Source organism: Halobellus ordinarius, assembly GCF_031823395.1.
Classification (GTDB): Archaea; Halobacteriota; Halobacteria; order Halobacteriales; family Haloferacaceae; genus Haloquadratum; species Haloquadratum ordinarius.
Genome location: NZ_JAVQKJ010000003.1, coordinates 249,918 through 269,958 on the forward strand (window position 1 = coordinate 249,918; position 20,041 = coordinate 269,958).

General features: G+C 62.7%; 23 protein-coding genes and 1 pseudogene. 15 read left to right on the plus strand and 9 right to left on the minus strand.

What is annotated here, in order from left to right; translation table 11 throughout:
• The 9 genes from RJT48_RS04715 to RJT48_RS04755 all read left to right on the plus strand — a co-directional run bounded on the left by RJT48_RS04715 (position 1) and on the right by RJT48_RS04755 (position 6,513).
• Positions 1–531: a transcription factor gene (locus RJT48_RS04715; protein WP_311171091.1), complete on the plus strand. Its 531-nt coding sequence runs from the start codon at positions 1–3 to the stop codon at positions 529–531.
• Positions 531–1,208: a DUF2110 family protein gene (locus tag RJT48_RS04720; protein ID WP_311171092.1), complete on the plus strand. Its 678-nt coding sequence runs from the start codon at positions 531–533 to the stop codon at positions 1,206–1,208. The genes RJT48_RS04715 and RJT48_RS04720 overlap by 1 nt, the downstream gene beginning before the upstream one ends.
• Positions 1,209–1,233: 25 nt before the next feature.
• Positions 1,234–2,034 carry a DUF5803 family protein gene (locus tag RJT48_RS04725; protein ID WP_311171093.1) on the plus strand — a complete coding sequence of 267 codons (801 nt, stop codon included), beginning with the start codon at positions 1,234–1,236 and terminating at the stop codon, positions 2,032–2,034.
• A 181-nt stretch (positions 2,035–2,215) separates the two neighbouring features.
• Entirely contained in the window at positions 2,216–2,938 is a 723-nt protein-coding gene (locus RJT48_RS04730; RefSeq protein WP_311171094.1) for a competence/damage-inducible protein A, read from the plus strand.
• Positions 2,939–3,179: 241 nt separating this feature from the next.
• Entirely contained in the window at positions 3,180–4,253 is a 1,074-nt protein-coding gene (locus RJT48_RS04735; RefSeq protein ID WP_311171095.1) for an ATP-NAD kinase family protein, read from the plus strand.
• Positions 4,254–4,433: 180 nt separating this feature from the next.
• Positions 4,434–5,465, plus strand: coding sequence for a PhoU domain-containing protein (locus RJT48_RS04740; protein WP_311171096.1), 1,032 nt, complete (start codon positions 4,434–4,436; stop codon positions 5,463–5,465).
• A gap of 80 nt (positions 5,466–5,545) precedes the next feature.
• Positions 5,546–5,737 carry a DUF7525 family protein gene (locus RJT48_RS04745; protein WP_311171097.1) on the plus strand — a complete coding sequence of 64 codons (192 nt, stop codon included), beginning with the start codon at positions 5,546–5,548 and terminating at the stop codon, positions 5,735–5,737.
• Between the two features lie 47 nt (positions 5,738–5,784).
• Complete coding sequence (locus tag RJT48_RS04750; RefSeq protein ID WP_311171098.1) at positions 5,785–6,009, plus strand: DUF7123 family protein; 225 nt, start codon at positions 5,785–5,787, stop codon at positions 6,007–6,009.
• A gap of 72 nt (positions 6,010–6,081) precedes the next feature.
• Positions 6,082–6,513 (plus strand): SRPBCC family protein, encoded by a 432-nt coding sequence (locus RJT48_RS04755; RefSeq protein ID WP_311171099.1) that lies wholly within the window; start codon positions 6,082–6,084, stop codon positions 6,511–6,513.
• Between the two features lie 287 nt (positions 6,514–6,800).
• On the opposite strand, the gene RJT48_RS04760 is transcribed toward RJT48_RS04755, so the two are convergent.
• The 8 genes from RJT48_RS04760 to RJT48_RS04795 all read right to left on the minus strand — a co-directional run bounded on the left by RJT48_RS04760 (position 6,801) and on the right by RJT48_RS04795 (position 13,539).
• The gene (locus RJT48_RS04760) at positions 6,801–7,604 is read right to left on the minus strand and encodes an RIO1 family regulatory kinase/ATPase domain-containing protein (RefSeq protein WP_311171100.1); all 804 of its coding nucleotides are present in this window, start codon (positions 7,602–7,604) and stop codon (positions 6,801–6,803) included.
• A gap of 114 nt (positions 7,605–7,718) precedes the next feature.
• Positions 7,719–8,153 (minus strand): universal stress protein, encoded by a 435-nt coding sequence (locus tag RJT48_RS04765; protein ID WP_311171101.1) that lies wholly within the window; start codon positions 8,151–8,153, stop codon positions 7,719–7,721.
• A 91-nt stretch (positions 8,154–8,244) separates the two neighbouring features.
• On the minus strand, positions 8,245–9,339 hold the full coding sequence (locus RJT48_RS04770) for an actin-like salactin (RefSeq protein WP_311171102.1): 1,095 nt from the start codon (positions 9,337–9,339) through the stop codon (positions 8,245–8,247).
• Positions 9,340–9,420: 81 nt separating this feature from the next.
• Positions 9,421–10,422, minus strand: coding sequence for a FlaD/FlaE family flagellar protein (locus RJT48_RS20750; protein WP_425604698.1), 1,002 nt, complete (start codon positions 10,420–10,422; stop codon positions 9,421–9,423).
• A gap of 214 nt (positions 10,423–10,636) precedes the next feature.
• A complete protein-coding gene (locus RJT48_RS04780; protein WP_311171103.1) occupies positions 10,637–11,209 on the minus strand; it encodes a chemotaxis protein CheD in 573 nt (190 codons plus the stop codon).
• A gap of 99 nt (positions 11,210–11,308) precedes the next feature.
• The gene (locus RJT48_RS04785) at positions 11,309–12,547 is read right to left on the minus strand and encodes a chemotaxis protein CheC (RefSeq protein ID WP_311171104.1); all 1,239 of its coding nucleotides are present in this window, start codon (positions 12,545–12,547) and stop codon (positions 11,309–11,311) included.
• Positions 12,544–12,912: a chemotaxis protein CheY gene (cheY, locus tag RJT48_RS04790; protein ID WP_311171105.1), complete on the minus strand. Its 369-nt coding sequence runs from the start codon at positions 12,910–12,912 to the stop codon at positions 12,544–12,546. The genes RJT48_RS04785 and cheY overlap by 4 nt, the downstream gene beginning before the upstream one ends.
• 78 nt (positions 12,913–12,990) lie before the next feature.
• Positions 12,991–13,539, minus strand: coding sequence for a DUF7500 family protein (locus RJT48_RS04795; protein ID WP_311171106.1), 549 nt, complete (start codon positions 13,537–13,539; stop codon positions 12,991–12,993).
• Between the two features lie 178 nt (positions 13,540–13,717).
• Here RJT48_RS04795 and RJT48_RS04800 point away from each other — a divergent pair, with 178 nt between their 5' ends.
• From RJT48_RS04800 to RJT48_RS04825, 6 genes and pseudogenes are all read left to right on the plus strand, one after another.
• Entirely contained in the window at positions 13,718–14,056 is a 339-nt protein-coding gene (locus RJT48_RS04800; protein ID WP_311171107.1) for an ArsR/SmtB family transcription factor, read from the plus strand.
• 432 nt (positions 14,057–14,488) lie between these two features.
• The gene (locus RJT48_RS04805; protein WP_311171108.1) at positions 14,489–15,175 is read left to right on the plus strand and encodes an archaellin/type IV pilin N-terminal domain-containing protein; all 687 of its coding nucleotides are present in this window, start codon (positions 14,489–14,491) and stop codon (positions 15,173–15,175) included.
• Positions 15,176–15,184: 9 nt separating this feature from the next.
• Complete coding sequence (locus tag RJT48_RS04810) at positions 15,185–15,841, plus strand: archaellin/type IV pilin N-terminal domain-containing protein (protein ID WP_311171109.1); 657 nt, start codon at positions 15,185–15,187, stop codon at positions 15,839–15,841.
• Between the two features lie 107 nt (positions 15,842–15,948).
• Positions 15,949–17,288: pseudogene (locus RJT48_RS04815) on the plus strand (ISH6 family transposase).
• A gap of 148 nt (positions 17,289–17,436) precedes the next feature.
• Positions 17,437–18,114 carry an archaellin/type IV pilin N-terminal domain-containing protein gene (locus RJT48_RS04820; RefSeq protein WP_311171110.1) on the plus strand — a complete coding sequence of 226 codons (678 nt, stop codon included), beginning with the start codon at positions 17,437–17,439 and terminating at the stop codon, positions 18,112–18,114.
• Between the two features lie 9 nt (positions 18,115–18,123).
• On the plus strand, positions 18,124–18,780 hold the full coding sequence (locus RJT48_RS04825) for an archaellin/type IV pilin N-terminal domain-containing protein (RefSeq protein WP_311171111.1): 657 nt from the start codon (positions 18,124–18,126) through the stop codon (positions 18,778–18,780).
• 275 nt (positions 18,781–19,055) lie between these two features.
• On the opposite strand, the gene RJT48_RS04830 is transcribed toward RJT48_RS04825, so the two are convergent.
• Positions 19,056–19,808 carry an RAD55 family ATPase gene (locus RJT48_RS04830; RefSeq protein ID WP_311171112.1) on the minus strand — a complete coding sequence of 251 codons (753 nt, stop codon included), beginning with the start codon at positions 19,806–19,808 and terminating at the stop codon, positions 19,056–19,058.
• Positions 19,809–20,041 lie beyond the last annotated feature (233 nt).

Genomic DNA, 20,041 nt, shown 5'->3' on the forward strand with positions numbered 1-20,041 from the left:
ATGGCTTTTGAGGAGCTGCTGAACGACCCTGTCATCCAGAAATACCTCCACGAACTGGTCGGACCGACGGGGATGCCGGTGGCCGCGGCCCCGCCCGACGGCGAGGTGACCGACGAGGAACTCGCCGAGGAACTGGGCCTCGAGCTCAACGACGTCCGGCGTGCGCTCTTTATCCTCTATGAGAACGATCTGGCCGAGTATCGCCGGGTCCGCGACGAGGACTCCGGGTGGCTCACCTACCTCTGGACGTTCCACTACGAGAACATCCCGGAGAACCTCCGCGAGGAGATGTATCGCCTGCTGGAGGCGCTCGAAGAGCGCCTAGAGTACGAGCGGACCCACGAGTTCTACCTCTCGGAGCCGGCGGGCATCCGCTTCGAGTTCTCCGAGGCGATGGAGCAGGGTTTCCAGTGTCCCGAGACCGGCGCGCCGCTGGAACCGATGGAGAACGACGAGATGGTCGAGACGATGGAGCGCCGGATCGAAGAGCTCCGCGACGAACTCAACGTCGACGTGGGTCGGGACGACTGATGGTCGTTCTCGCCACGAAGTGCTACGTCGAGGGCGACGCCAGAGAGCGGGCGCTCGACAGCCTGGGCTCGCTGATCGACAACGACGTCGGGGAACTGGACGCGACGTGGTCCATCGACGTCCGCGACGACGCGTTCGTCGCCGTCGAGTTCGACGGCGAGGACGCGACAGTCGCGGATAACCTCCTCGCGGAGACGTGGGGCGAAATTACGCCCGAGTTCGTCGAGGGCGAGACCTACGTCGCGACGCTCGATTCGTGGGACGACGAGGGCTGGGTCCTCGATGCGGGCAACGGCGAGCGGGTCCGGATCCCCACGGACGAACTCGGCCTGGGGACCGGCACGCCGTCGCAGATCCGCGACCGCTTCGGCGTCGTCCAGCACACGCCGCTGCAGTTCGTCGCGGGCGAGACCCCCCGGCTCGCGGACGCGACGCGCGACCGCCTCTACGACTGGACCCGCGAGGAGGGCAGCGGTCGCGTCAACGTCAACAGCGCCACGCGCGGGGAGGTCCGGGCGACGGTCAACCGCGCCGGTCACGCCTCGGACATCGTGACCGTCGAACGACTGGGACTCCTCGAACAGAGTATCGTCTGCCCCGAGGGAACCGATCCGCCGGGGCTGCTCGCGAGCATCGGCTCGTACCTGCGCTCGGAACTGAAGTGCGTCCTGACGTGAGAACGCGACGGCAGAACATCTACCTATGAACCGCCGACTCCTGCTCGCCGCCGGCTGTCTCGCCTTGCTCGCCGTCACGAGCGGCTGCCTCGGCATCGGCACCGGGCCGGTCGACGGCGAGCGGCTCGACAGCGACCCCGCAGCGCCGTACGAGTGGGAGAGCGACCGCACGGTCCACATCACCGTCGAGGAGAACACGCAGTTCCGTACGGTGATGACCACGAACGAGTCCACGATCGAGCTGTTCAGACGCGACGGCTTCGGCGGGACGAACCCGCTGTCGGTCGAGTCGGTGCGCTACCGCTACCCCAACGGGACGGTCCTCAACGGGACCGATATCCGCGAGCGAGGCGGCGAGGTCCGGCGGACCCGCGACGAGACGATCGTCGAACTGCCACGCGAGGATCCGCCCGACGGCAGCGCGCTCGCGTTCACCAGCGAGGGCACGCCGAAGCGGTTCACGCTCCCGACGTACGTCGAGGGGACCTACGAGGTCGTCCTGCCACCCGACCGGGGCATCGACTTCCCGATCTTCGGGCAGGTCTCTCCGGGCGGCTACGAGACTGATATCGACGACAACGGGCAGGTCCACGTCATCTGGACGGAATCAGTCACGGCTGACACCATCTCCGTCCGCTACTATCTGGAGCGGGACCTCTACATCTTCGGCGGGATCGTCGCCCTCGTCGGCGTGATCGGCATCGGGGGGCTCTTCTACTACCGCCGGAAGATCGAGCAGTTGCGCAAGCAGCGCGAGGAGATGGGCATCGACGTCGAGACCGACGACGACGAGTTCGACGACGGCCCGCCGCCGGGGATGCGCTGACCTATTATCGACCTGGGCGAACGCTGGTCCTTTGCCGGCCAGGACGAGGATGCGCTGACCTGTTGTCGGTCGGGGCGAGGATGCGCTGACCTGTTGTCGGTCGGGGCGAGGATGCGCTGACCTGTTGTCGGTCGGGGCGAGGATGCGCTGACCTTTTGTTCGCCTCGGGACTACGGAACGTATGCGAGTCGCAGTCGTCACCGTCGGGGACGAACTCCTCTCCGGTGACACCGTGAACACGAACGCCGCGTGGCTCTGCGAACAGTTGACCGACCGCGGCGTCGACGTCGCTCGCGTCACCACTATCCCGGACGACGTCGGAGAGATCGCCCGCGTCGTCAACGAGTACCGCGCCGAGTACGACGCCGTCCTCGTCACTGGCGGGCTCGGACCCACGCACGACGACGTGACGATGGAAGGCGTCGCCGCCGCCGTCGGCCGCGACGTCGAACCCCACGACGCGGCCCACGAGTGGCTGACCGAGGAGGGTGGCTACGCCGCCGCCGACCTCGTCGACGGGACGACGCACCTTCCGGCGGGCGCGCGGATGCTGCCGAACGAGGCGGGCGTCGCCCCCGGGGCCGTCGTCGAGAGCATCTACGTCCTGCCGGGCGTCCCCGAAGAGATGAAGGCGATGTTCGAGCACGTCGCCGAGGAGTTCGCCGGGGAGGAGACGCACACGGCGGTCGTCGCCGTCGACGAACCCGAGAGCGAACTGGTCGATCGCCTCGCCGATCTGCAGGAGCGGTTCGACGTCGCCGTCGGGAGTTACCCCGGCGACGCCGTGCGGGTGAAGCTTATCGCGACCGACGAAGGAGAACTTGCGGCGGCCACGGAGTGGCTGGAAGCCCGAGTCGAACTCGTCGACGAGGATGTGGCAACAGAGAACGCATCCTCGGAGTAGCGGGCGCGAGGCTACCGGTAGAGGAGATAGAGCCAGACGACGACCATCGCGACGCTCGCGAGCAGGACCACCGCGCCGGTCTCAGCGATCGGGAGGGCTGCGCCCTCGGTTGCGAGTGTGAGCATACGCCCGGCTTTCGCCGGACGATTCTTAAACGTTCAGTTCTTGTTGTCACCGACACAGCGGCGCTGCCCTGCCCTGCACCGGCGGGCTTTTCCTCACACCGCCGCTGGGTTCGCGTATGCGAGTAGGCTTCGTCGTCAACCCCATCGCGGGGATGGGCGGCCGTGTCGGCCTGAAGGGGACCGACGACAAGGTCGAGGAAGCGCGTGAACTCGGCGCAGAGCCGCGTGCGCCGGATCGCGCTCGTCGGGCGCTCGACGCACTTGCCGAGCAGAACAGCGAGAACGGCATCGAGTTGCTCACTTGGGGCGGGGCAATGGGAGCGGACGCGGCGACGGCAGCGGGCTTCGAGCCGGAGGTACTCGGTTCGCCCGACGGCGACGAGACCACCGCAGCGGACACCGTCCGTGCGGTCGAGCGCTTCCTCGACGCCGACGTCGATCTCGTCGTCTTCGTCGGCGGCGACGGAACCGCCGCGGACGTCGCAGAGACAGTCGAGGGCACAGACACGCCGATTCTGGGTGTCCCCGCGGGCGTGAAGGTGTACTCGTCGGTATTCGCCGTCTCGCCCGAGGACGCCGCACACGTCCTCCGGACGTTCGAGCGCACCGAGCGCCGCGAGGTGATGGACATCGACGAGGACGAGTACCGGGAAGGCGAGGTCAACCCGGAACTCCGGGCAGTCGCGAAAGTCCCCGTCGCCGAGGAACTGCAGTCCTCGAAACAGCTCGGGGGTGGCAGCGTCGAGGCGCTCGCCGCTGGCGTCGCAGACGACATCCGGGACAGCGACAAGACGTTCCTGCTCGGTCCCGGGAGCACCGTCGGGGCCATCAAAGAGGAACTCGGGTTCGAGGGCTCGCCGCTCGGTGTCGACGTCTGGCACGACGGCGAAGTACTCGCCCGCGACGCCAGCGAGTCGGAACTCCTCGAGGCCCTCGATCCCGACGGGCGAAACGTCGTCGTCGTCTCCCCGATCGGGGGCCAGGGGTTCGTCTTCGGCCGCGGGAACCCCCAGTTATCGCCCGCAGTGATCCGGCAGTGCGACGTCGAGATCGTCGCCTCGCGGGCGAAACTCGACACGATCGGCGAACTCCGCGTCGACACCGACGACCCCGACCTCGACGAGGACCTCCGCGGGTGGACGAAGGTCCGGATCGGCCGCGTCGAGCGGCGGATGATGCGGATCGTGTGAGCCCCGATACCCTGCGATAGCGTCCGATCGTCACCCCTCGCCCTCTTCTGCTGGGCGCCCACCAGTCCGCTGGGACCGGAGTCCGTCGCTGCCCGGGAGACAACAAGATCTCCAAACCGTAATAACACATATAAGGTGTGTATAGTGAAGATTAAGGTCACGCCAATCCAGGGGTGTGATATGGAGACTCGTAAGGTACAGCGACTCGGTCCCTCGACGCTGGCGATGACGCTCCCCGCCGAGTGGGCATCGGAGCACAACGTCAACAAGGGAGACGAGGTGTCGCTTCGGATGGGTGGCAAGGGAACGCTGACGGTGCTGCCGGAATCTGCGAGCCAGGAGGATTCCTCGGCGACGATCCGCGCGGACAACCTCAACGCGGACTCCTTGGAACGGGCAATCGTCGCCCAGTACGTCCTCGGTCGTCGGGTGATCCACATCGAGAAGAGCGACGGCGCGCTCGATTCCGATCACATCAACGCGGTCTACAAAGCAGAGACCCAACTGATGGGACTCGGCGTGATCGAGGAGACGCCCGAACGGATCGCCATCCGGTGTTCGGTCGACCCCGAGGATTTCACGCTGGACAACCTCCTCGAACGCCTCGAAAACACCGGGAGTACGATGCGCGGGGAAGCGATCAAGGCGCTCGCCCACGGCAACACAGATCTCGCACAGCGCGCGCTGAACCGGGAGCGACAGGCCAACAAGATCTTCGTGCTCCTCCTCCGGCTGATCTTCACCGCCTACCAGAACCCCAATCTCGCCCGTGCCGTCGGTCTGGAGGAGGGATTCCCGCTCATCGGCTATCGCTCTGTCGCGAAGAACCTGGAGTTGACCGCGGACAACGCCGAGGACATCGCCAACATCGCGATGGACGCCGACGGGCACACCCTCGACGTCGACAGCGCGACGATGCGACGGATCCGCGAGTTCACCGATCAGGTCGACGAACTGACCAAAACTGCGGTCCAGTCAGTCGTCGAACGCGACTACGACAAAACCGTCGAGTGCCGCACGCTGTTCCGCCAACTCCGCGACCGCGAACAGGAGATCCTGAGCGACCTCCCGGAAATGGGCAACGAGGAACTACTCCAGGTCCGGGAAGTGCTTGTCAGCCTGCAGCAGACCGCACAGTACGCGATGCGAAACGCCGAAATCGCCGCTAATCTGGCGCTGAACGAGGAGTCCGATCACGTCACGATCGGATAGGCGTCCGGTAGCCAGGGGCGTAACCGAGGCCGACCGAGCGCATCCGTATGAACTAAGTCGAGCACAGGCGAGATCCGAGTATGGAGACTGCATCTGCCTCGTCAGACAAGGGAATCGGCCTGACTATCCTGTTTGCGCTCGTCGCGCTCCTGGGTGTCGGCGGGATGTTCGCCGCGGGGCTGAGCGGCGATCAGCTGCTCGCGGCGGTCGGCTTCGCCATCGCCATCATCGCCGGCTCGCTGGCCGTATCGGCGACTCACCTTTTCGAGTGAACATCGGACGAGAAGCTTAAGGCCGAACCGCCCGTACCGGTCGCAAAATGAGTGATTTCACCGAGGAGGAAAAACGGATCGTCTCGTACCTCCGGGAGAGTGTCGCCGCCGGAGAGCGGTACTTCCGGGCGAAGAACATCGCAGACGCGATCGGCCTCTCCGCGAAGCAGGTGGGATCCCGTCTGCCCCGCCTCGCGGAGAAGTCGGAAGACGTCGAGATCGAAAAGTGGGGGCGCGCGCGGTCGACGACCTGGCGCGTCACTCGTAGCTGACTGACGACAGCGGGTACTCGGCGCATCGGCGCGATTGGGGAGCTTTTTTATCTCGCATCCGAACGGGGAGATATGACGATACGCGTCCGGCGGGTCTTCGAGTTCGACGCCCCGCCCGAGAGAGTCTGGGACTTCATTGCCGATCCATCCGAACGCGCGGACGCGATAAGCGTCGTCGACAGCTACGAGGTCGACGAGGCGACGGGGGCGGCGACCTGGCACGTCCGCCTGCCGATCCCCTTCGTCAAATCGACCGCGCGCGTCGAAACCGAAGACATCGCGCGGGAACCGCCGGAGTACGTCAAGTTCCTGGGTCGGTCCTCGGTCTTTCAGGTCACCGGCGAGCACACGGTCGAGGAGACCGAGACGGGAACCCGCCTCATCAACGAGTTCGTCGTCGACGGACGGGTCCCGGGAGTCGAACGGTTCTTCGAGCGTAACCTCGACGGGGAGCTCGAAAATCTGGAACGCGCGCTCAGACGGTCGGTCGAATCGGGCACGTGATCTACCGAAGACCCAGGCCGGTCCGAGCGCGTGCCGGTGGGTTTATTCGTCTCGGGTGGCTACCGGTCACTGCCGACGGACGACGCTTTTCTCGTCGAAGTCGGCACTAATCCGCCACACAACGCCGCAGTGTTCGGGGTCCGCTGCGGATACCACGCCTCTCGGCGTCCGGCCTCTCTCCCGCCGGAGGCCGTCCGCTCCCACCTTCGCTCCTTTCGCATACACTGTCGCTCGTGCCGTCGGCTATCGCCGTCCGCGTTTCCTCGAATCGCCGCCCGTAGTCCCGACTACGGCGACGAGGCCCGCTTTTCGATCTCGCCCTGCAGTTTCGCGGCGTCGAAGTCGTGGTCGGGCCGGATGTTGACGAAGTCCAGAAAGCGGGCCGCCGCGAGCAGTTCTTCCGTCGAAAACGCGGTCAGAGCGGCTTCAGCCGTCCGATCCGCCCCGATAAGCGGTTCGAGTGCCCCGAGCGCACAGGCGACGTCGTAGGACTTTGCGTCCTCGGCGCCCGTGTCCCGGACGTTGGTCGCGTCGATGAAATAGATCTCCCCGTCGAGGATCAGCACGTTCTCCGCCCGAAGGTCGCCGTGGAGCAACTCGTGTTCGTGCATCGTCCGCAACGACTCGAAGAGTGCGGGCGCGAGGTCGGCCTCGGCTGCCTCGTCGAGTTCGTCGAGCGTCCGGAACTCCGGGAGGTATTCGAGGACCAGAACTCCGAGGCCGTCGACCTCGAACGTCTCGATCGGTTCCGGCGCGTTGAGGCCGATCTCCCGCATCCGCTGGGTCGCTTCGAGTTCGTGTTCGGCCATCTCCGCGGGCGTCGAAAAGTGCTCGAAAAAGCCCTCGGTTCCCGTCGAAAAGGCGCCCAGATTGCGGCCGGTAGTAAAGAGCGCGTGGACGATCGAGTTCTGTCGCGAGATCACCTTCACGAACCAGCGCTCGTCGACGACCATCGGGGTCGACAGCCAGTTGTCGGCCTCCAGAAACCGAACGGAGACCTCCTCGCGGTCGTAGCGGTCGCGGATTTCGCGTGCGACAGCCTCCAGTCGGGACCACTCGACGCGTCCCCGGAGAAGCCGACGCAGTGCCATACCCGCGAGAACGGTCTGCGGGCGTATATACTATCGGCCACGGTACATTGCGGTGAGCACCAATCACCCGAACAGTGGACGCATAGGGTGTCCACCGACACCGCTATGCCGCGCTTACTCGGTGTCCCGAACCGTCAGCACAGGCACCGGCGACCGCCGAACGGTGCGCTCGGTCACGCTTCCGAGGAGGTACCGTTCCAGACCGGTCCGACCGTGGGTCCCCATCACGACGAGATCGCAGTCATTCTCGCCGGCGTATTCAGTAATGACGTCGTCCGGGATTCCGGGTTCGACGGCCGTTTCGACGTCGACGCCCGCCTCCGCGGCGCGGTCGGCGACGGCCTCGACGACGGACTCCGCCCGCTCCCGGAGCGTGTCTTCGACCTGATCGACGCTGATTGCGGGCGCGCTGTGGCTGACGTCCCTTGCGTCGATCACCGAGAGGACGCGCAGTTCGGCGTCGTACTGTGCCGCAAGATCGATCGCGTGCTCGACGGCTCGATCCGCACATTCGCTGCCGTCCGTCGGAACGAGAATCCGATCGTACATACACGAAGGTACGCCGACCCCTGATTAGTCGTTTGGGATATTCCGCGGGCGCGGCCGTTCCATCGCGAAGCGGGCTCCGCTGTCGACGCGCTCACTCGATCAGCCGTTCGGCGATCCGGCGGGCTCCCTCGGCAGGAGCGAGATCCGGCCGATCCGCGGCGATACAGGTGACGTCGCGATCGAGTTCCGCCGAGAGCCGGTCCTCGAAGACGTCGACGATGCCCGGAATACAGGCCATCCCGCCGGTGAGAACGATCGGCTTCGAGAGCGCGAGCTGGTAGGGCTTCATGTGGTCGTTCGCCAACTGTGAGAGGAAGTTGTTGGCGACCTCGTCGACCGCGTCGTCGACGTAGTCGTCGAGCGGCTCCATCACCGACCGCTCGATCGTGAACTCGTGGGCGCCGCCGCCGGGCTGCTGGATGACGTCCGTGAACGGCTCGAAGGCGTCGAAGTCGGCGTGCGTCTCTTTGTACTCCCGGGCGGTCGTCAGGTCGATGTTGACGCGGCCCTGCGTCTCCTCCTCGACGGCGTTTGCGATCTTGCGGTCCACCTCGTTGCCGGTGACCGCGCCCGAGACGAACGGTGAGAGCTGTTCGCCGTGTCGATAGGCGGACGCCTCCAGGTTCGTCGACCCCATATTGACCGCCGCGAACACCTCGTCGATCGCCTCGAGGTCATCGCCGAACGCCGGGATCGATCCACAGAGCGACTCCGGAAAGCTCCGTACCAAGGCGTCGCCGACGGAACTCTGTTCTATCACACGGTTGAGGTTCCGAAGTCCCGGCTCGTTGTCGATCGTCGGAATCGCGTAGACGACCGCGCTGTCTTCGTCCAGTCCTTCCGCGGAAACGACCTCCTCGAAAAACTTCGCGGCGAGGTCGGCGCTCTCGTCGTCCTGGGGGAGCCCCGACCGGAGCATATACTTCACCGTGTCCGGATACTCCTGGGCGGCCTGTTCGCCGAACAGGACCTGCTCGTCGCCCGTCAGGGGGTCCTCGTAGGTCGCGAGACACGTGAGCGTCCGGACGGTCTCGACCTCGCCGCCCCGAACGTACTGGAGGACAGTCCGAGTACTTCCAAGTTTGACACCCACTGGGGTCGGTCCCGCCGACTCCTCGGCTTCGTTCTCTTCTGTCGCTGTGTCGTCATTATCCGTGGCGGCGGATTCATCCGGGTCGTCTGTCATACGTCAGAATAGACAGAAGGCACAAAAAGCCCTGTTGGTGTGCCGCGTGAATCGAAACGCGGCGGACGTATCGCCCCGGCGTCACTCCATCGACGACAGCCGCGCGATGTACACCAGACTCAGGTGGTGGTCGTCGACGTCGAACTCGGCGGTGTTCGATACCTCGCCCGAGAAGCCGACGAGATAATCCTGGAGTTCGGCCTCGACGTCCTCGGTCAGCCAATCGACAGTGTGGTAATACCGGAGGGCGTCCATCGTCCGCTTGAATCCACCCTTGAGGACGAGGAACTCCAGCCAGTCGAAGACGGTTCGTTCGGCGGCGTACTCGTCGGGGAGCGACGTGAGATACGGCTTCGAGAGGCCCTCACCGGCCGCGGCAGTCTCGTGGACGAGTAACTGTTCGAGTTGGTTCTGGCGGAGCGCCTCGCCCGCCCGCCCACGCGGTCGCTCGCGAACCTCGGTGTCGAACTGGAACCGGCCGACATCGTCGGCGCGGTCGCGAACTGATCTTCCGCGGCCGGCGTCGTCGCGGCGCCGCCTCCCGCCGGTCCGTCGATCGGCGTGGCGAGATTCCGCTTCTCTGCGGTCGCGGTCCTCGCCGCCGAATCCGAGGTCGCGCGCGATCCGATCGGCGCGGCGGACCTCGTCGTGCCCCTCCGCGTGGTCCGATTCGCCGTGTCGAGGACGGCTGACGTCGTTCCGGGGACGAATCGTGGCCCCGTCGTCCCCGCCTTGCCGGTCGGTAGAACGACTGTCTTGTTCGCCACGGCCGTTGCGGCGACGGTCGTCCGCGCGGGATCGGCCTCGTCCGCTCTCTGAACGGCCGCTCCGACGCCCCTCCCGTCGCTGTCGGTCGTCGTCGCGGTCGCCGCCTCGTCGTCGGTCGGCACGACTCCGGCGGCGCTCGCCGCCACCTCGTGTCGACCGACGGCCGCCCCCCTCGTCGCGGTCCTCCTCGGCGCGTCGGCGATCGTCATCGGCGTGTCGGCGGTCACCCTCGTCCGCTGAGCGCCCCGCCCCCCGTCGTTCGTCCGCGATACGTCTGAGCTCTCGGAGGTCGTAGTCGTCGGGATCGATGGTCATAGACACTCTCTCGTGATACGGCGACCGTCGCCGCTACCGTAGTGTGTCGACCATTCGTGACCGGATTCATAAACGTCCCCCTGAAATTATCAGCTCGGATAATCAACTCGGAGAATCAACCGGCCGCTGCGGGAGTAACCGAGCCGAACTGTGGGTATCGGGATAGTCCCCGCAGGAGTCGGACCCGCAGAAGTCGGAACGCCTGCCGGAGAGATCAGAGAACCTGCGTCTCCCCGTGCGCCCGCCTGACGGAGAGATCGCCGCTGGCGACGTCGAACTCCAGCGACCGGCCGTAATCGCCGCCGACGTCGCGCCCGACGATCGGGATGTCGTGTACTGCGAGAACTTCCTCCGCAGCGGCGACGTTTCGCTTGCCGACCCCATCGCCCTCGGCGCCGAACTCGAACATCGCGCTCCCGCCCGCGATTCGCGCTTCGAGATTCGAGCGGTCCGCGCCCGAGGCGGCCATCGATCGGAGCAGCCCCGGAACCGCGGTGTCGACGTACTTCGCCTCGTCCGGACGGCCGCCGTCCGCGTGGCCCTCAGTGCCGGTCTGCGGATCCGTCCCGCTCGCGGTACTCGGGTCAGCACCGCTGTTTGCTCCGGCTGTCGGCAACATTGCGTGTGCGAGCCCGGCGACGCCGGCGTCCGGGTCGATAATCGCGATGCCGACGCAGGAGCCGAGCCCGCTGGTGACGAGCGTTGCCTCCGACTCGGCGACGGCGTACTCGGCGACGCCGACCTTGACTCGTTCGGGGCGCGATCGATCGCTCGTGTATACTTTCATTCGTAGGTTCGGTGGCGAATCGGACGGTAGCTCTCTCCCAGTGGGCCGCCGTCGACCGCCGTTTCGTCTTGGCCGATCACCCTTGCATCTCCGCTGTAATCAGTTCGGCCCCGGCGTGAGCTGATCGAAAGCCGTCCGCAGTTCCTGCTCGTCCGGTAGCGCGTAGATGTCGCAGGTGATCGCCCCGTCGGGAGTGACGATGGCCGAGTCGATGAGAAACGCGTAATCCTGCGTCCGCGCCAGTTCCGCCACCAGCGGATCGACGATCGCTGAGGCGATGTCGTCGACGTACCGCGGCGGCGAGATGTCGATCGTCGTCCCCAGGGAATCGGCCCACCCGTCGAGGAAGCCCGAGGTGACGATGTTGCCGATTTCCTGGATCGCGCTCTTCTGCATCTCCGGGTCGGCGTCCATCCCCGGCATCAGCGCGTCGGCGACGCTTTCGGCCGACTCGGGATCGAAGAGGATCGCGATGTAGCCCGAGGGTGTGCCGGTGAACTCGAGGACCACCCCGCGCCGGGCGTCGTCGGTCAGTTCCATCGGGACCCCCTCGACGGGGACGAAGCTCAGCCGACTCACGTCGACGGTGGTGTCGATGCCGGTCATCGCCGTCAGGTCCTCGGAGGCCTGCCCGGCGCCCTCCGTGATCATCTGCGAGAAGGAGGTGAAACTCTCGACGGGGATCGTCTCCTCGCCGTCGCCGGCCGCGTCGACGATCGTTCCGACCGAATCGGTCGTCGGGAGCATGTAGATGTAGAAGCCCGCCTCCTCGTCGGGCGTCTCCAGGTGGTTCCGGAACGCCAGCACGTGCTCGGTATCGAGTCCGGAACCGAACTCCGCCCCCGCGTCGATGTCAGCGCCGAACTCCCCGTTTGCGAACTCCGAGTCGGCCGTGACGTCCTCCAGCGAGCGGCCGGCGTCCAGTTCGACGTACGTCGGCGTCGTGAACTCGATGCCCTCCCCGAGGAAGTCGGCCCAGCCGTCGATGAACCCGCCGAGCATAATGTTCCCCAACTCTTTCAGCCCGCTCGTCGCGAGGTCGCTGCCCGGGTCGGCCGACTCGCCGGGGACGAGCGCATCGACGAGTGACGCGGCACGCTCTCGGTCGAACGCGAGGACGGTTCGACCGTCGATCGCCCCCGAGAAATCGACGTGGACGGTGACCAGATCGCGCTCGCGGAACTCCCGTTCGACGTCCGACCGCGTCGCCATCTCGACTTTTGTGACCGCGACACGGGCGTCGAAGCCGGTCATCGTCGCCAGCGATCCCGCCGCTTGTTCGGCTCCGGAGCGCGCAAGCCGGCTGAACGTCCGGAGCGACTGGACGTCGAGATTCATGCTTCGACGCTCACCACGTCGTCGATGGCCTCGAGCACGTTCGGCTTCTGGAACGGTTTTGTGATGTAGCCGTCCGCACCGGCCTTGACCGCCTCCCGCATCTTCTCTTCTTGGCCGACTGACGTGCACATAATCACCGACGAGTTGGGATCCGTCGATTTGATCTCCTCTGTCGCTTCGATCCCATCTCGGATGGGCATCACGACGTCCATCGTCACGACGTCCGGATCGAGTTCGTCGTACATCTCAACCGCCTCGACGCCGTTTTCGGCCTCCCCGACGACCTCGTGTTCGTCCTCGAGCAACTGCTTCAGGAGGTTCCGCATAAACGCCGAGTCGTCGACGACCAGTACCGTCGTTGCCATATTCTCACTTCCGGCAAACGCTGTATAAACGCATCGCCCCCATTATCAGGGCTGATACGAACCGGCAGCGAGTCGAAGCTACTCCTCCGGAATCCGGAGTCCCTCGTCGGCGATCGCTTCGACGAGATCGCCGATCGAGTCGTCCAGGCTGAGGTCGTGCTCGCGGAGGATCGGGGCGAGTGCCTTGGCCGGATAGGAGACCGGCGTCTCCGAGGCCAAAAGGAGGATCCCGAGCGCTTCCGCCGGGGACGTCTCGGTATCGATCTGTGAGACGTACCAGGATGCAAACTCCCCGAAGGCAGTCGCCACGTCGTCGGAGAAGTGTTCGTGCTGTGCGACGTCCCCATCGAATGCTGCTGTGAGGGCAACTCCGTAGTCTGCCCCCCGTTCAGAGACGTATCGCGCCATCTGCTGTCTGGCCAGCTGCCCCCGCTCGTCGTCTTCCTCGACGTCCCCGTCGCCGTCGACGGATGGCGAATCCTCCTCGTCGGTCGCGACGACGTACCGTCCCTCGTCGAGCTCTGCGACCCGTTCGGAGGCCGTATAATCGAGCTCTTCGGGCCTGATGACACCCTCCTCGCCGCGCGCGGATCGCGGAGTGTCTTCGGGAGGGTCCGCCGGGGCCATACTTCGTGGTGCCGCCGGAGCGATAATAAGCCCATCGCAGGGCTGGGTAGTCGGGGTACACCGCCGAACCGGAGCAGCCCCGCAGTGCCGACCGACCTGGCTCGCGTTTTCACGATCGATAGCCGACCTCGATCGACCGTCACATTCAGGTAATTCCGGTTAGAAGGGGCAGCTGTCTATGGAGTCTGACAGGACGCTCTCAGCTCTCGGGAACGAATACAACCCCGACATCCTCCGCGCCGCAGACGAGCCTCACTCGGCACAGGAGTTCAGCGAGATGCTCGACATTCCGATCGCGACCTGTTACCGCCGGATCGAAGAACTCACCGGGGCCGGACTGCTCGAACTACACGACCGCGTCCTCTCGGATGAGCACCGCCGGACGAACGTCTACCGCCGGGATATCGACGAGGTCGTCATCAGTTTCGAGGGCAACGATCTCAACATCAAGGTCGAGGAACGTCCCGAGGTAAAAAACAAACTCGACGACGTCTGGCGACGGATCTCTCAGGATTAGGTTCCGGCAGGTGGCAGCGGGGAGGCTGGCAGCTTCCGAACGACCAGGCGGCCGGATACCCCAGCGAAAACGAGAGAGTCGAGGAACGGTAGCGAGCGCGGGAGAGCGTAGTTTCGGTCGGACAGCAGGCCGATGTTCGGCCAGCGATTTCGACCTGCCCACACACAGTTACCCCACTCGAATCCCCTGTCCTGTCAGGAAAGGTAATTTTTGATCTAGTCGAAGCCGTCCATCCGAGCCAGCGGCGATAGCCGGCAGTCGAAGTCCGAAAAGACGAGATTCAGGTGCTGATTCGGCGCTATATCGCTTTTTCCGCCGAAAATCATCATTATCACAATCAATATCTGGGCCCGTAGCGTTTTATTTGGGGGGTCGTTTGTCCGAACTGACGGCCGACCGTCACGCGGGGCGGGGCCAGACTGGAGACAACATATGTTCGAAGACAACGACTCGGACGCCGACCGTGGGCAGGTCGGTATTGGCACCCTCATCGTGTTCATCGCGATGGTCCTTGTCGCCGCTATCGCCGCCGGTGTCCTCGTCAACACCGCCGGCTTCCTGCAAGCGACTGCCGAAGACGCTGGCCAGGAAAGTGTCGACAAGGTCACGAACAGACTCGATATCGTCAGCCAACACGGCATCGTCAACGTATCCAGCAGCAACGAGAAAACCGTCGATAGTCTGAACCTCACGGTTCGGCTCGCAGCCGGCTCTGGCAGTGTCTCACTTGAAGATACTACCATCAAGTATACAAGTGAAACCACTGCCAAAAACCTCGTCTTCAAAGATAATACCTCGAACGGGGAGACGCTTGGTGATGTGAGTAAGTACGACAAGAGCAAAGACTATATTAATGGCAGCGGCCTGAATTCAACAGAATATACGGCGTACGCGATTGATGACGATGGCGACAATTCCTTCCCAGTGCTGAACGGTCAGTCTGACCGGTTCGAGATTGTCATCAACACGTCGGTCGTCGAAGAGAACCAGAAAGGGCTCGAAACAGGTGATACTGTCGAACTGGACATCACCAGCCGCGACGGCGGTTCAACGCAGGTCATCCTCTCGATGCCCCAGCAACTTTCCGGTCAAGATGACAATTCACCCGTTCCACTCTAAGACAGGACAATGAAACAACTATTCAATCACAACGATAATTCGGACAGTAATCGGGGGCAAGTCGGTATCGGTACCCTCATCGTATTCATCGCGATGGTCCTCGTCGCCGCCATCGCTGCCGGTGTGTTAGTCAACACCGCCGGCTTCCTGCAGGCGACCGCCGAAGAAGCCGGCCAGGAAAGCGTCGACAAGGTCACCAACCGCGTGGAAGTCGTCAACCAGCACGGCACCGTCGGTCCCGGCAATAAAATTGCCAACATCACGTTCACCGTCCGACTCGCTGCCGGCTCCAGTGCCGTGGATATGAATCAAACCTCGATCAAATACCTCAGCGACACTGAGGTCACTACCCTCACCAATCACACCGAATTCTCCAACGACGTTGATGCGAATGAAAACGACGGAACCAGCACGACCTTCAACCTCTCAGCAGTCGACCGGGAGGAACAGTTCGACGACAACTCTTACGGTGTACTCAATGATGGCGACGATCGATACGAAGTGACGATCGACACAGAAGCGATCGAGTCTGATACTAGTGGCCTCGATACGGGTAGCCAAGTCCGACTGGACATCACGAGCCAAACTGGTGGCACGACTCAGGTCATCGTCACGATGCCCCAGCAACTCGCCGGCTCAAGCATCGGCGAACCTGTCAGACTGTAATAACTGGAGTCCACTTTTTCGGTCGTGTCGCAAAGTCCTGTAGAGTTCAGTAGCAACTGGCTCCCGTGAGGAACGGGACGCCTCTGGTGTCCACCAGGAGGTGTCCCATACACGCCACAATCTACGTGCGGTTGACCGATAGCATCGACGACGATAAAACGATATCGCTGGCCACGCTTGCCGAGTTCATCACTGGCCAGAACGTCGAATCAGTTCTTCTCGAAGGACTGGTTGAGTGCCTCGACGCGGCCCACGTCGTGGCGCTCTGCGGCGAGAAACACACTACTGGCAACGGTGACCGTCGCTTCCAACGAGCAGGTACCGACACTCGCACAGCCGTCACAACCGCCGGTGAACACGACTTCGACCTTCACTACGTCGAAGATACCGCCGCTGACCACGACGAACCCAGCTACTTCCGCCCCGTCGAAGATGTTCTCAGCTTCGACGGGCAAAACCGCTATCAGCAGGGTATTGCGGCCAAGAGCGTCGATCTCGACACCTCGCTCAGCTATCGTGACGCTGCTGACCACGGCGACGGCATCCTCTCGGAGATGCCGTCGCCGACCACCATCAATCGTCGCGCCAGAGAATACGGCAGCAAGCTCAAGCAGTTCCTTCCAGACTGTGTCGCTGACACAGACGCTGATGCGGTTACTCCTGACGGCACGAAGTGTCACAATCAAGACGACGACGGCTCGTACCACTCCGTCTAGGCCACGCTCGCCGAAGATACTGCTGAGGAATCACGCTCTCTGCTGGATCTCTCGGTCAACGCTGATTGGGACGAGACAGCAGCCGATATCGACGATATCGACGCAGTCACTGACGACGCGACGGTCGTCAGTGACGCTGATGAGGGTATCGTCACGGCCTTTACCGATGAAAATCGCAATCACCAACTTGATCTCGTCCACGTCATTCGGACGCTTGACTACAACCTCTGGGACGACGGTATGTTCTCCTTGGATCGGCGGAACGAGATCGTCTCGGAGGTGATCGACGAGGTATTCCATCTGAAGAACTCTGTCGCCAAGCACCGTCCCAACGAGGAGTTCGCGGCGATCCGCCAGCGGATCGCGCGAACGACCGAGCGTATCGAGAAGATAGCGTGGCAGTTGGAGCAGTACGGGTCAGAGAAGGCTGCGGGGTATCTACGGCGGTGGCTGCCGTCGATCGTGACGTTTGCCGAGCAGGCTATCGAGGGGTTCGAGGTGCCGTGGACCTCGAACCCCGTCGAACGGCTGATGGGTGAAGTCAGCAAGCGGTGCAAGAACCAGTGGATGCGCTGGACAACGGGAGGATTAGAGGCGATCCTCCAGCTTCGGCTGGTGAAATACGCTGATCCAGAGCATACCAGTCGTTCCTTGACAAACTACTCCAGCAATCGACCAAAACAGCAATGAGCTGTGACCTCTCAATTGAGAGCACCAGAGGCAAACTCTAGACCGCTTTGCGACGCGACCAATCACTTGGGCAAAGACGATCAGAATCAGATCTGATATTTGCTACCGTAGCGTTTTATTCAAGGGATTGTTTCCCCAAGATGACGGCCGACCGTCACGCGGGGCGGGGCCAGACTGGAGACAATACATATGCTCGAAGACAACGACTCGGACGCCGACCGTGGGCAGGTCGGCATTGGGACGCTCATCGTGTTCATCGCGATGGTCCTTGTCGCCGCTATCGCCGCCGGTGTACTCGTCAACACCGCCGGCTTCCTGCAAGCGACTGCCGAAGACGCTGGCCAGGAGAGCGTCGACAAGGTCACGAACAGACTCGATGTCGTCAGCCAACACGGCATCGTCAACGACACCGGCGACGGCAAAGCCGTCGATAGTCTGAACCTCACGGTTCGGCTCGCAGCCGGCTCTGGCAGTGTCTCACTTGAAGATACTACCATCAAGTATACAAGTGAAACCACTGCCGAAAATCTCGTCTTCAAAAACGAAACCACAAGCCACGGAACCGAATTACGAAACGTAACAAAATTCTCCGACGCGGGTGACCTTGAAGGCCTGAATTCAACAGAATATACGGCATACGCGATTGATGACGATGGTGATAAGTCCTACCCAGTGCTGAACGGACAGTCCGACCGATTCGAGATCGTCATCAACACGTCGGTCGTCGAAGAGAACCAGAAAGGGCTCGAAACAGGTGATACTGTCGAACTGGACATCACCAGTCGCGACGGCGGTTCAACGCAGGTCATCCTCTCGATGCCCCAGCAACTTTCCGGTCAAAACAACAATGATCCCGTTCCACTCTAAGACAGGACAATGAAACAACTATTCAATCACAACGATAATTCGGACAGGAACCGCGGGCAGGTCGGGATCGGCACCCTCATCGTGTTCATCGCGATGGTCCTCGTCGCCGCTATCGCCGCCGGTGTTCTGGTGAACACCGCCGGCTTCCTGCAGGCGACCGCCGAAGAAGCCGGCCAGGAAAGCGTCGACAAGGTCACCAACCGCGTGGAAGTCGTCAACCAGCACGGCACCGTCGGTCCCGGCAATAAAATCGCCAACATCACGTTGACCGTCCGGCTCGCTGCCGGCTCCAGTGCCGTAGATATGAATCAGACTTCGATCAAATACCTCAGTGACACCGAAGTTACTACCCTCACCAACCACACCGAATTCTCCAACGACGTTGATGCGAATGAAAACGACGGAACCAGCACGACCTTCAACCTCTCAGCAGTCAACCGGGATGAACAGTTCGAAGATAACTCCTACGGTGTGCTCAATAATGGCGACGATCGGTACGAAGTGAAGATCGACACAGAAGCGATCGAGTCCGAAACTAGCGGCCTCGAGACGGGCTACCAAGTCCAACTGGACATCACGAGCCAAACTGGTGGCACGACCCAAGTCATCCTCACGATGCCTCAGCAACTCGCCGGAAAAAGCGTCGGCGAACCCGTTAGGCTGTAAACAATCTCGGCTCACTTTCCTGAGCTAACTGAATTCCTCTTTTCCGACCGCTACTTCAAAAGCGACAGATCTAGCAAACGTAAATAAGGCAGAAAAAGTAACGACGGTCAGATCGAGTCCTTTTAGACACTCATTCTTTAAAATGCGATCAGAAGACAGACGTGCGACAATACAACCAAGTTATAGTAGCGTTTGCAAGTCTTCACTCACACGATCGCACGCAGTCGTGCGATCGGATGTGCAATCAGTTGCAAACGCTACTATAGCTCCAGAAGCTACTCCAACCCGCCGCCGTCGTCCTCGCCGAACATCGGCGCCGAATCGCCCATCATCGAGAAGCCCGCGGCCTGCTCGTAGACTTTGATTCCGCCGTGATCTATCTCTATGGGGAACATCGAGTTCTTGATCGGCTGCTTGCGCATCTTCGCGACCCAGATGTACCGGTTCGACGTCGACCCGGCGGGTGACTGAACGAGATAGATGTTGCCGTCGGTCAGGAAGTTCTCCAGGCCGATCTCGGTATCGGGGAACATCGCCGACTGCTCCATCGTCAGGATCGACGTGAGACCGCTGTCTTTCAGGATGTCGATGAACTTCAGAAGATACTGGCGTTGTTCCTTCTCGTCGTCGAAGAAGAGCTGAAACATCGTCAGCGAGTCGAGGACGAGCCGGTCGTACTGGGTGTCCTGGAGGTCTTCGAGGATCGTATCGAGTGTCGAGGAGAAGTCGCCGCTGCGGAGCAGCGTCCGCTTGTCGTAGACTTTGATCCGGCCGGACTCGACGAACTCGTCCCAGCGATCGAAGCCGATCGAGGCCGCGGCCTCGCTGATGTCGTCTGCGGTCTCCTCGAAGGTGAGATAGATTCCCCCTTCGTCGTACATATCGACGCCGTTGTGGAGAAACTGGAGGCCGAAGATGCTCTTGCCGGTGCCGGGGTTGCCGCTGACGAGTACCGCGGCGTTCTCGACGATACCGCCGTTGAGGATGGAATCGAGGCCGTCGATACCTGTTTTGACGAATTCTGGCATATATGAGGACACTTCCGTGGGTTTCGGATGCGAGATCCGTCCCGCAGTGGGATAATTCTTCGGCTCAGTAACCGGGACAGCGGCACGATCGACGAAACGGCCGGATCCGAGTAACTCGGCCACAACGTATTCGTATCCCGGATCAACTCGACTCAGTAGTGGGGTTTTCCGGTATCACGATCGATAATTTGGAGGGAAACTTCTTGTACCGATAACGGTACGATTCTGGTAAT

What these genes read in the sequence shown, in the direction of transcription:
- RJT48_RS04795 (WP_311171106.1), bottom strand. Translation starts at nt 13,539, where the DNA reads ATGGCCCCGGCGGACCCTCCCGAAGACACTCCGCGATCCGCGCGCGGC.
- RJT48_RS04735 (WP_311171095.1), top strand. Translation starts at nt 3,180, where the DNA reads ATGCGAGTAGGCTTCGTCGTCAACCCCATCGCGGGGATGGGCGGCCGT.
- RJT48_RS04725 (WP_311171093.1), top strand. Translation starts at nt 1,234, where the DNA reads ATGAACCGCCGACTCCTGCTCGCCGCCGGCTGTCTCGCCTTGCTCGCC.
- RJT48_RS04755 (WP_311171099.1), top strand. Translation starts at nt 6,082, where the DNA reads ATGACGATACGCGTCCGGCGGGTCTTCGAGTTCGACGCCCCGCCCGAG.
- cheY (WP_311171105.1), bottom strand. Translation starts at nt 12,912, where the DNA reads ATGGCAACGACGGTACTGGTCGTCGACGACTCGGCGTTTATGCGGAAC.
- RJT48_RS04750 (WP_311171098.1), top strand. Translation starts at nt 5,785, where the DNA reads ATGAGTGATTTCACCGAGGAGGAAAAACGGATCGTCTCGTACCTCCGG.
- RJT48_RS04745 (WP_311171097.1), top strand. Translation starts at nt 5,546, where the DNA reads ATGGAGACTGCATCTGCCTCGTCAGACAAGGGAATCGGCCTGACTATC.
- RJT48_RS04740 (WP_311171096.1), top strand. Translation starts at nt 4,434, where the DNA reads ATGGAGACTCGTAAGGTACAGCGACTCGGTCCCTCGACGCTGGCGATG.
- RJT48_RS04800 (WP_311171107.1), top strand. Translation starts at nt 13,718, where the DNA reads ATGGAGTCTGACAGGACGCTCTCAGCTCTCGGGAACGAATACAACCCC.
- RJT48_RS04805 (WP_311171108.1), top strand. Translation starts at nt 14,489, where the DNA reads ATGTTCGAAGACAACGACTCGGACGCCGACCGTGGGCAGGTCGGTATT.
- RJT48_RS04810 (WP_311171109.1), top strand. Translation starts at nt 15,185, where the DNA reads ATGAAACAACTATTCAATCACAACGATAATTCGGACAGTAATCGGGGG.
- RJT48_RS20750 (WP_425604698.1), bottom strand. Translation starts at nt 10,422, where the DNA reads ATGACCATCGATCCCGACGACTACGACCTCCGAGAGCTCAGACGTATC.
- RJT48_RS04765 (WP_311171101.1), bottom strand. Translation starts at nt 8,153, where the DNA reads ATGTACGATCGGATTCTCGTTCCGACGGACGGCAGCGAATGTGCGGAT.
- RJT48_RS04720 (WP_311171092.1), top strand. Translation starts at nt 531, where the DNA reads ATGGTCGTTCTCGCCACGAAGTGCTACGTCGAGGGCGACGCCAGAGAG.
- RJT48_RS04730 (WP_311171094.1), top strand. Translation starts at nt 2,216, where the DNA reads ATGCGAGTCGCAGTCGTCACCGTCGGGGACGAACTCCTCTCCGGTGAC.
- RJT48_RS04830 (WP_311171112.1), bottom strand. Translation starts at nt 19,808, where the DNA reads ATGCCAGAATTCGTCAAAACAGGTATCGACGGCCTCGATTCCATCCTC.
- RJT48_RS04785 (WP_311171104.1), bottom strand. Translation starts at nt 12,547, where the DNA reads ATGAATCTCGACGTCCAGTCGCTCCGGACGTTCAGCCGGCTTGCGCGC.
- RJT48_RS04820 (WP_311171110.1), top strand. Translation starts at nt 17,437, where the DNA reads ATGCTCGAAGACAACGACTCGGACGCCGACCGTGGGCAGGTCGGCATT.
- RJT48_RS04825 (WP_311171111.1), top strand. Translation starts at nt 18,124, where the DNA reads ATGAAACAACTATTCAATCACAACGATAATTCGGACAGGAACCGCGGG.
- RJT48_RS04715 (WP_311171091.1), top strand. Translation starts at nt 1, where the DNA reads ATGGCTTTTGAGGAGCTGCTGAACGACCCTGTCATCCAGAAATACCTC.
- RJT48_RS04770 (WP_311171102.1), bottom strand. Translation starts at nt 9,339, where the DNA reads ATGACAGACGACCCGGATGAATCCGCCGCCACGGATAATGACGACACA.
- RJT48_RS04780 (WP_311171103.1), bottom strand. Translation starts at nt 11,209, where the DNA reads ATGAAAGTATACACGAGCGATCGATCGCGCCCCGAACGAGTCAAGGTC.
- RJT48_RS04760 (WP_311171100.1), bottom strand. Translation starts at nt 7,604, where the DNA reads ATGGCACTGCGTCGGCTTCTCCGGGGACGCGTCGAGTGGTCCCGACTG.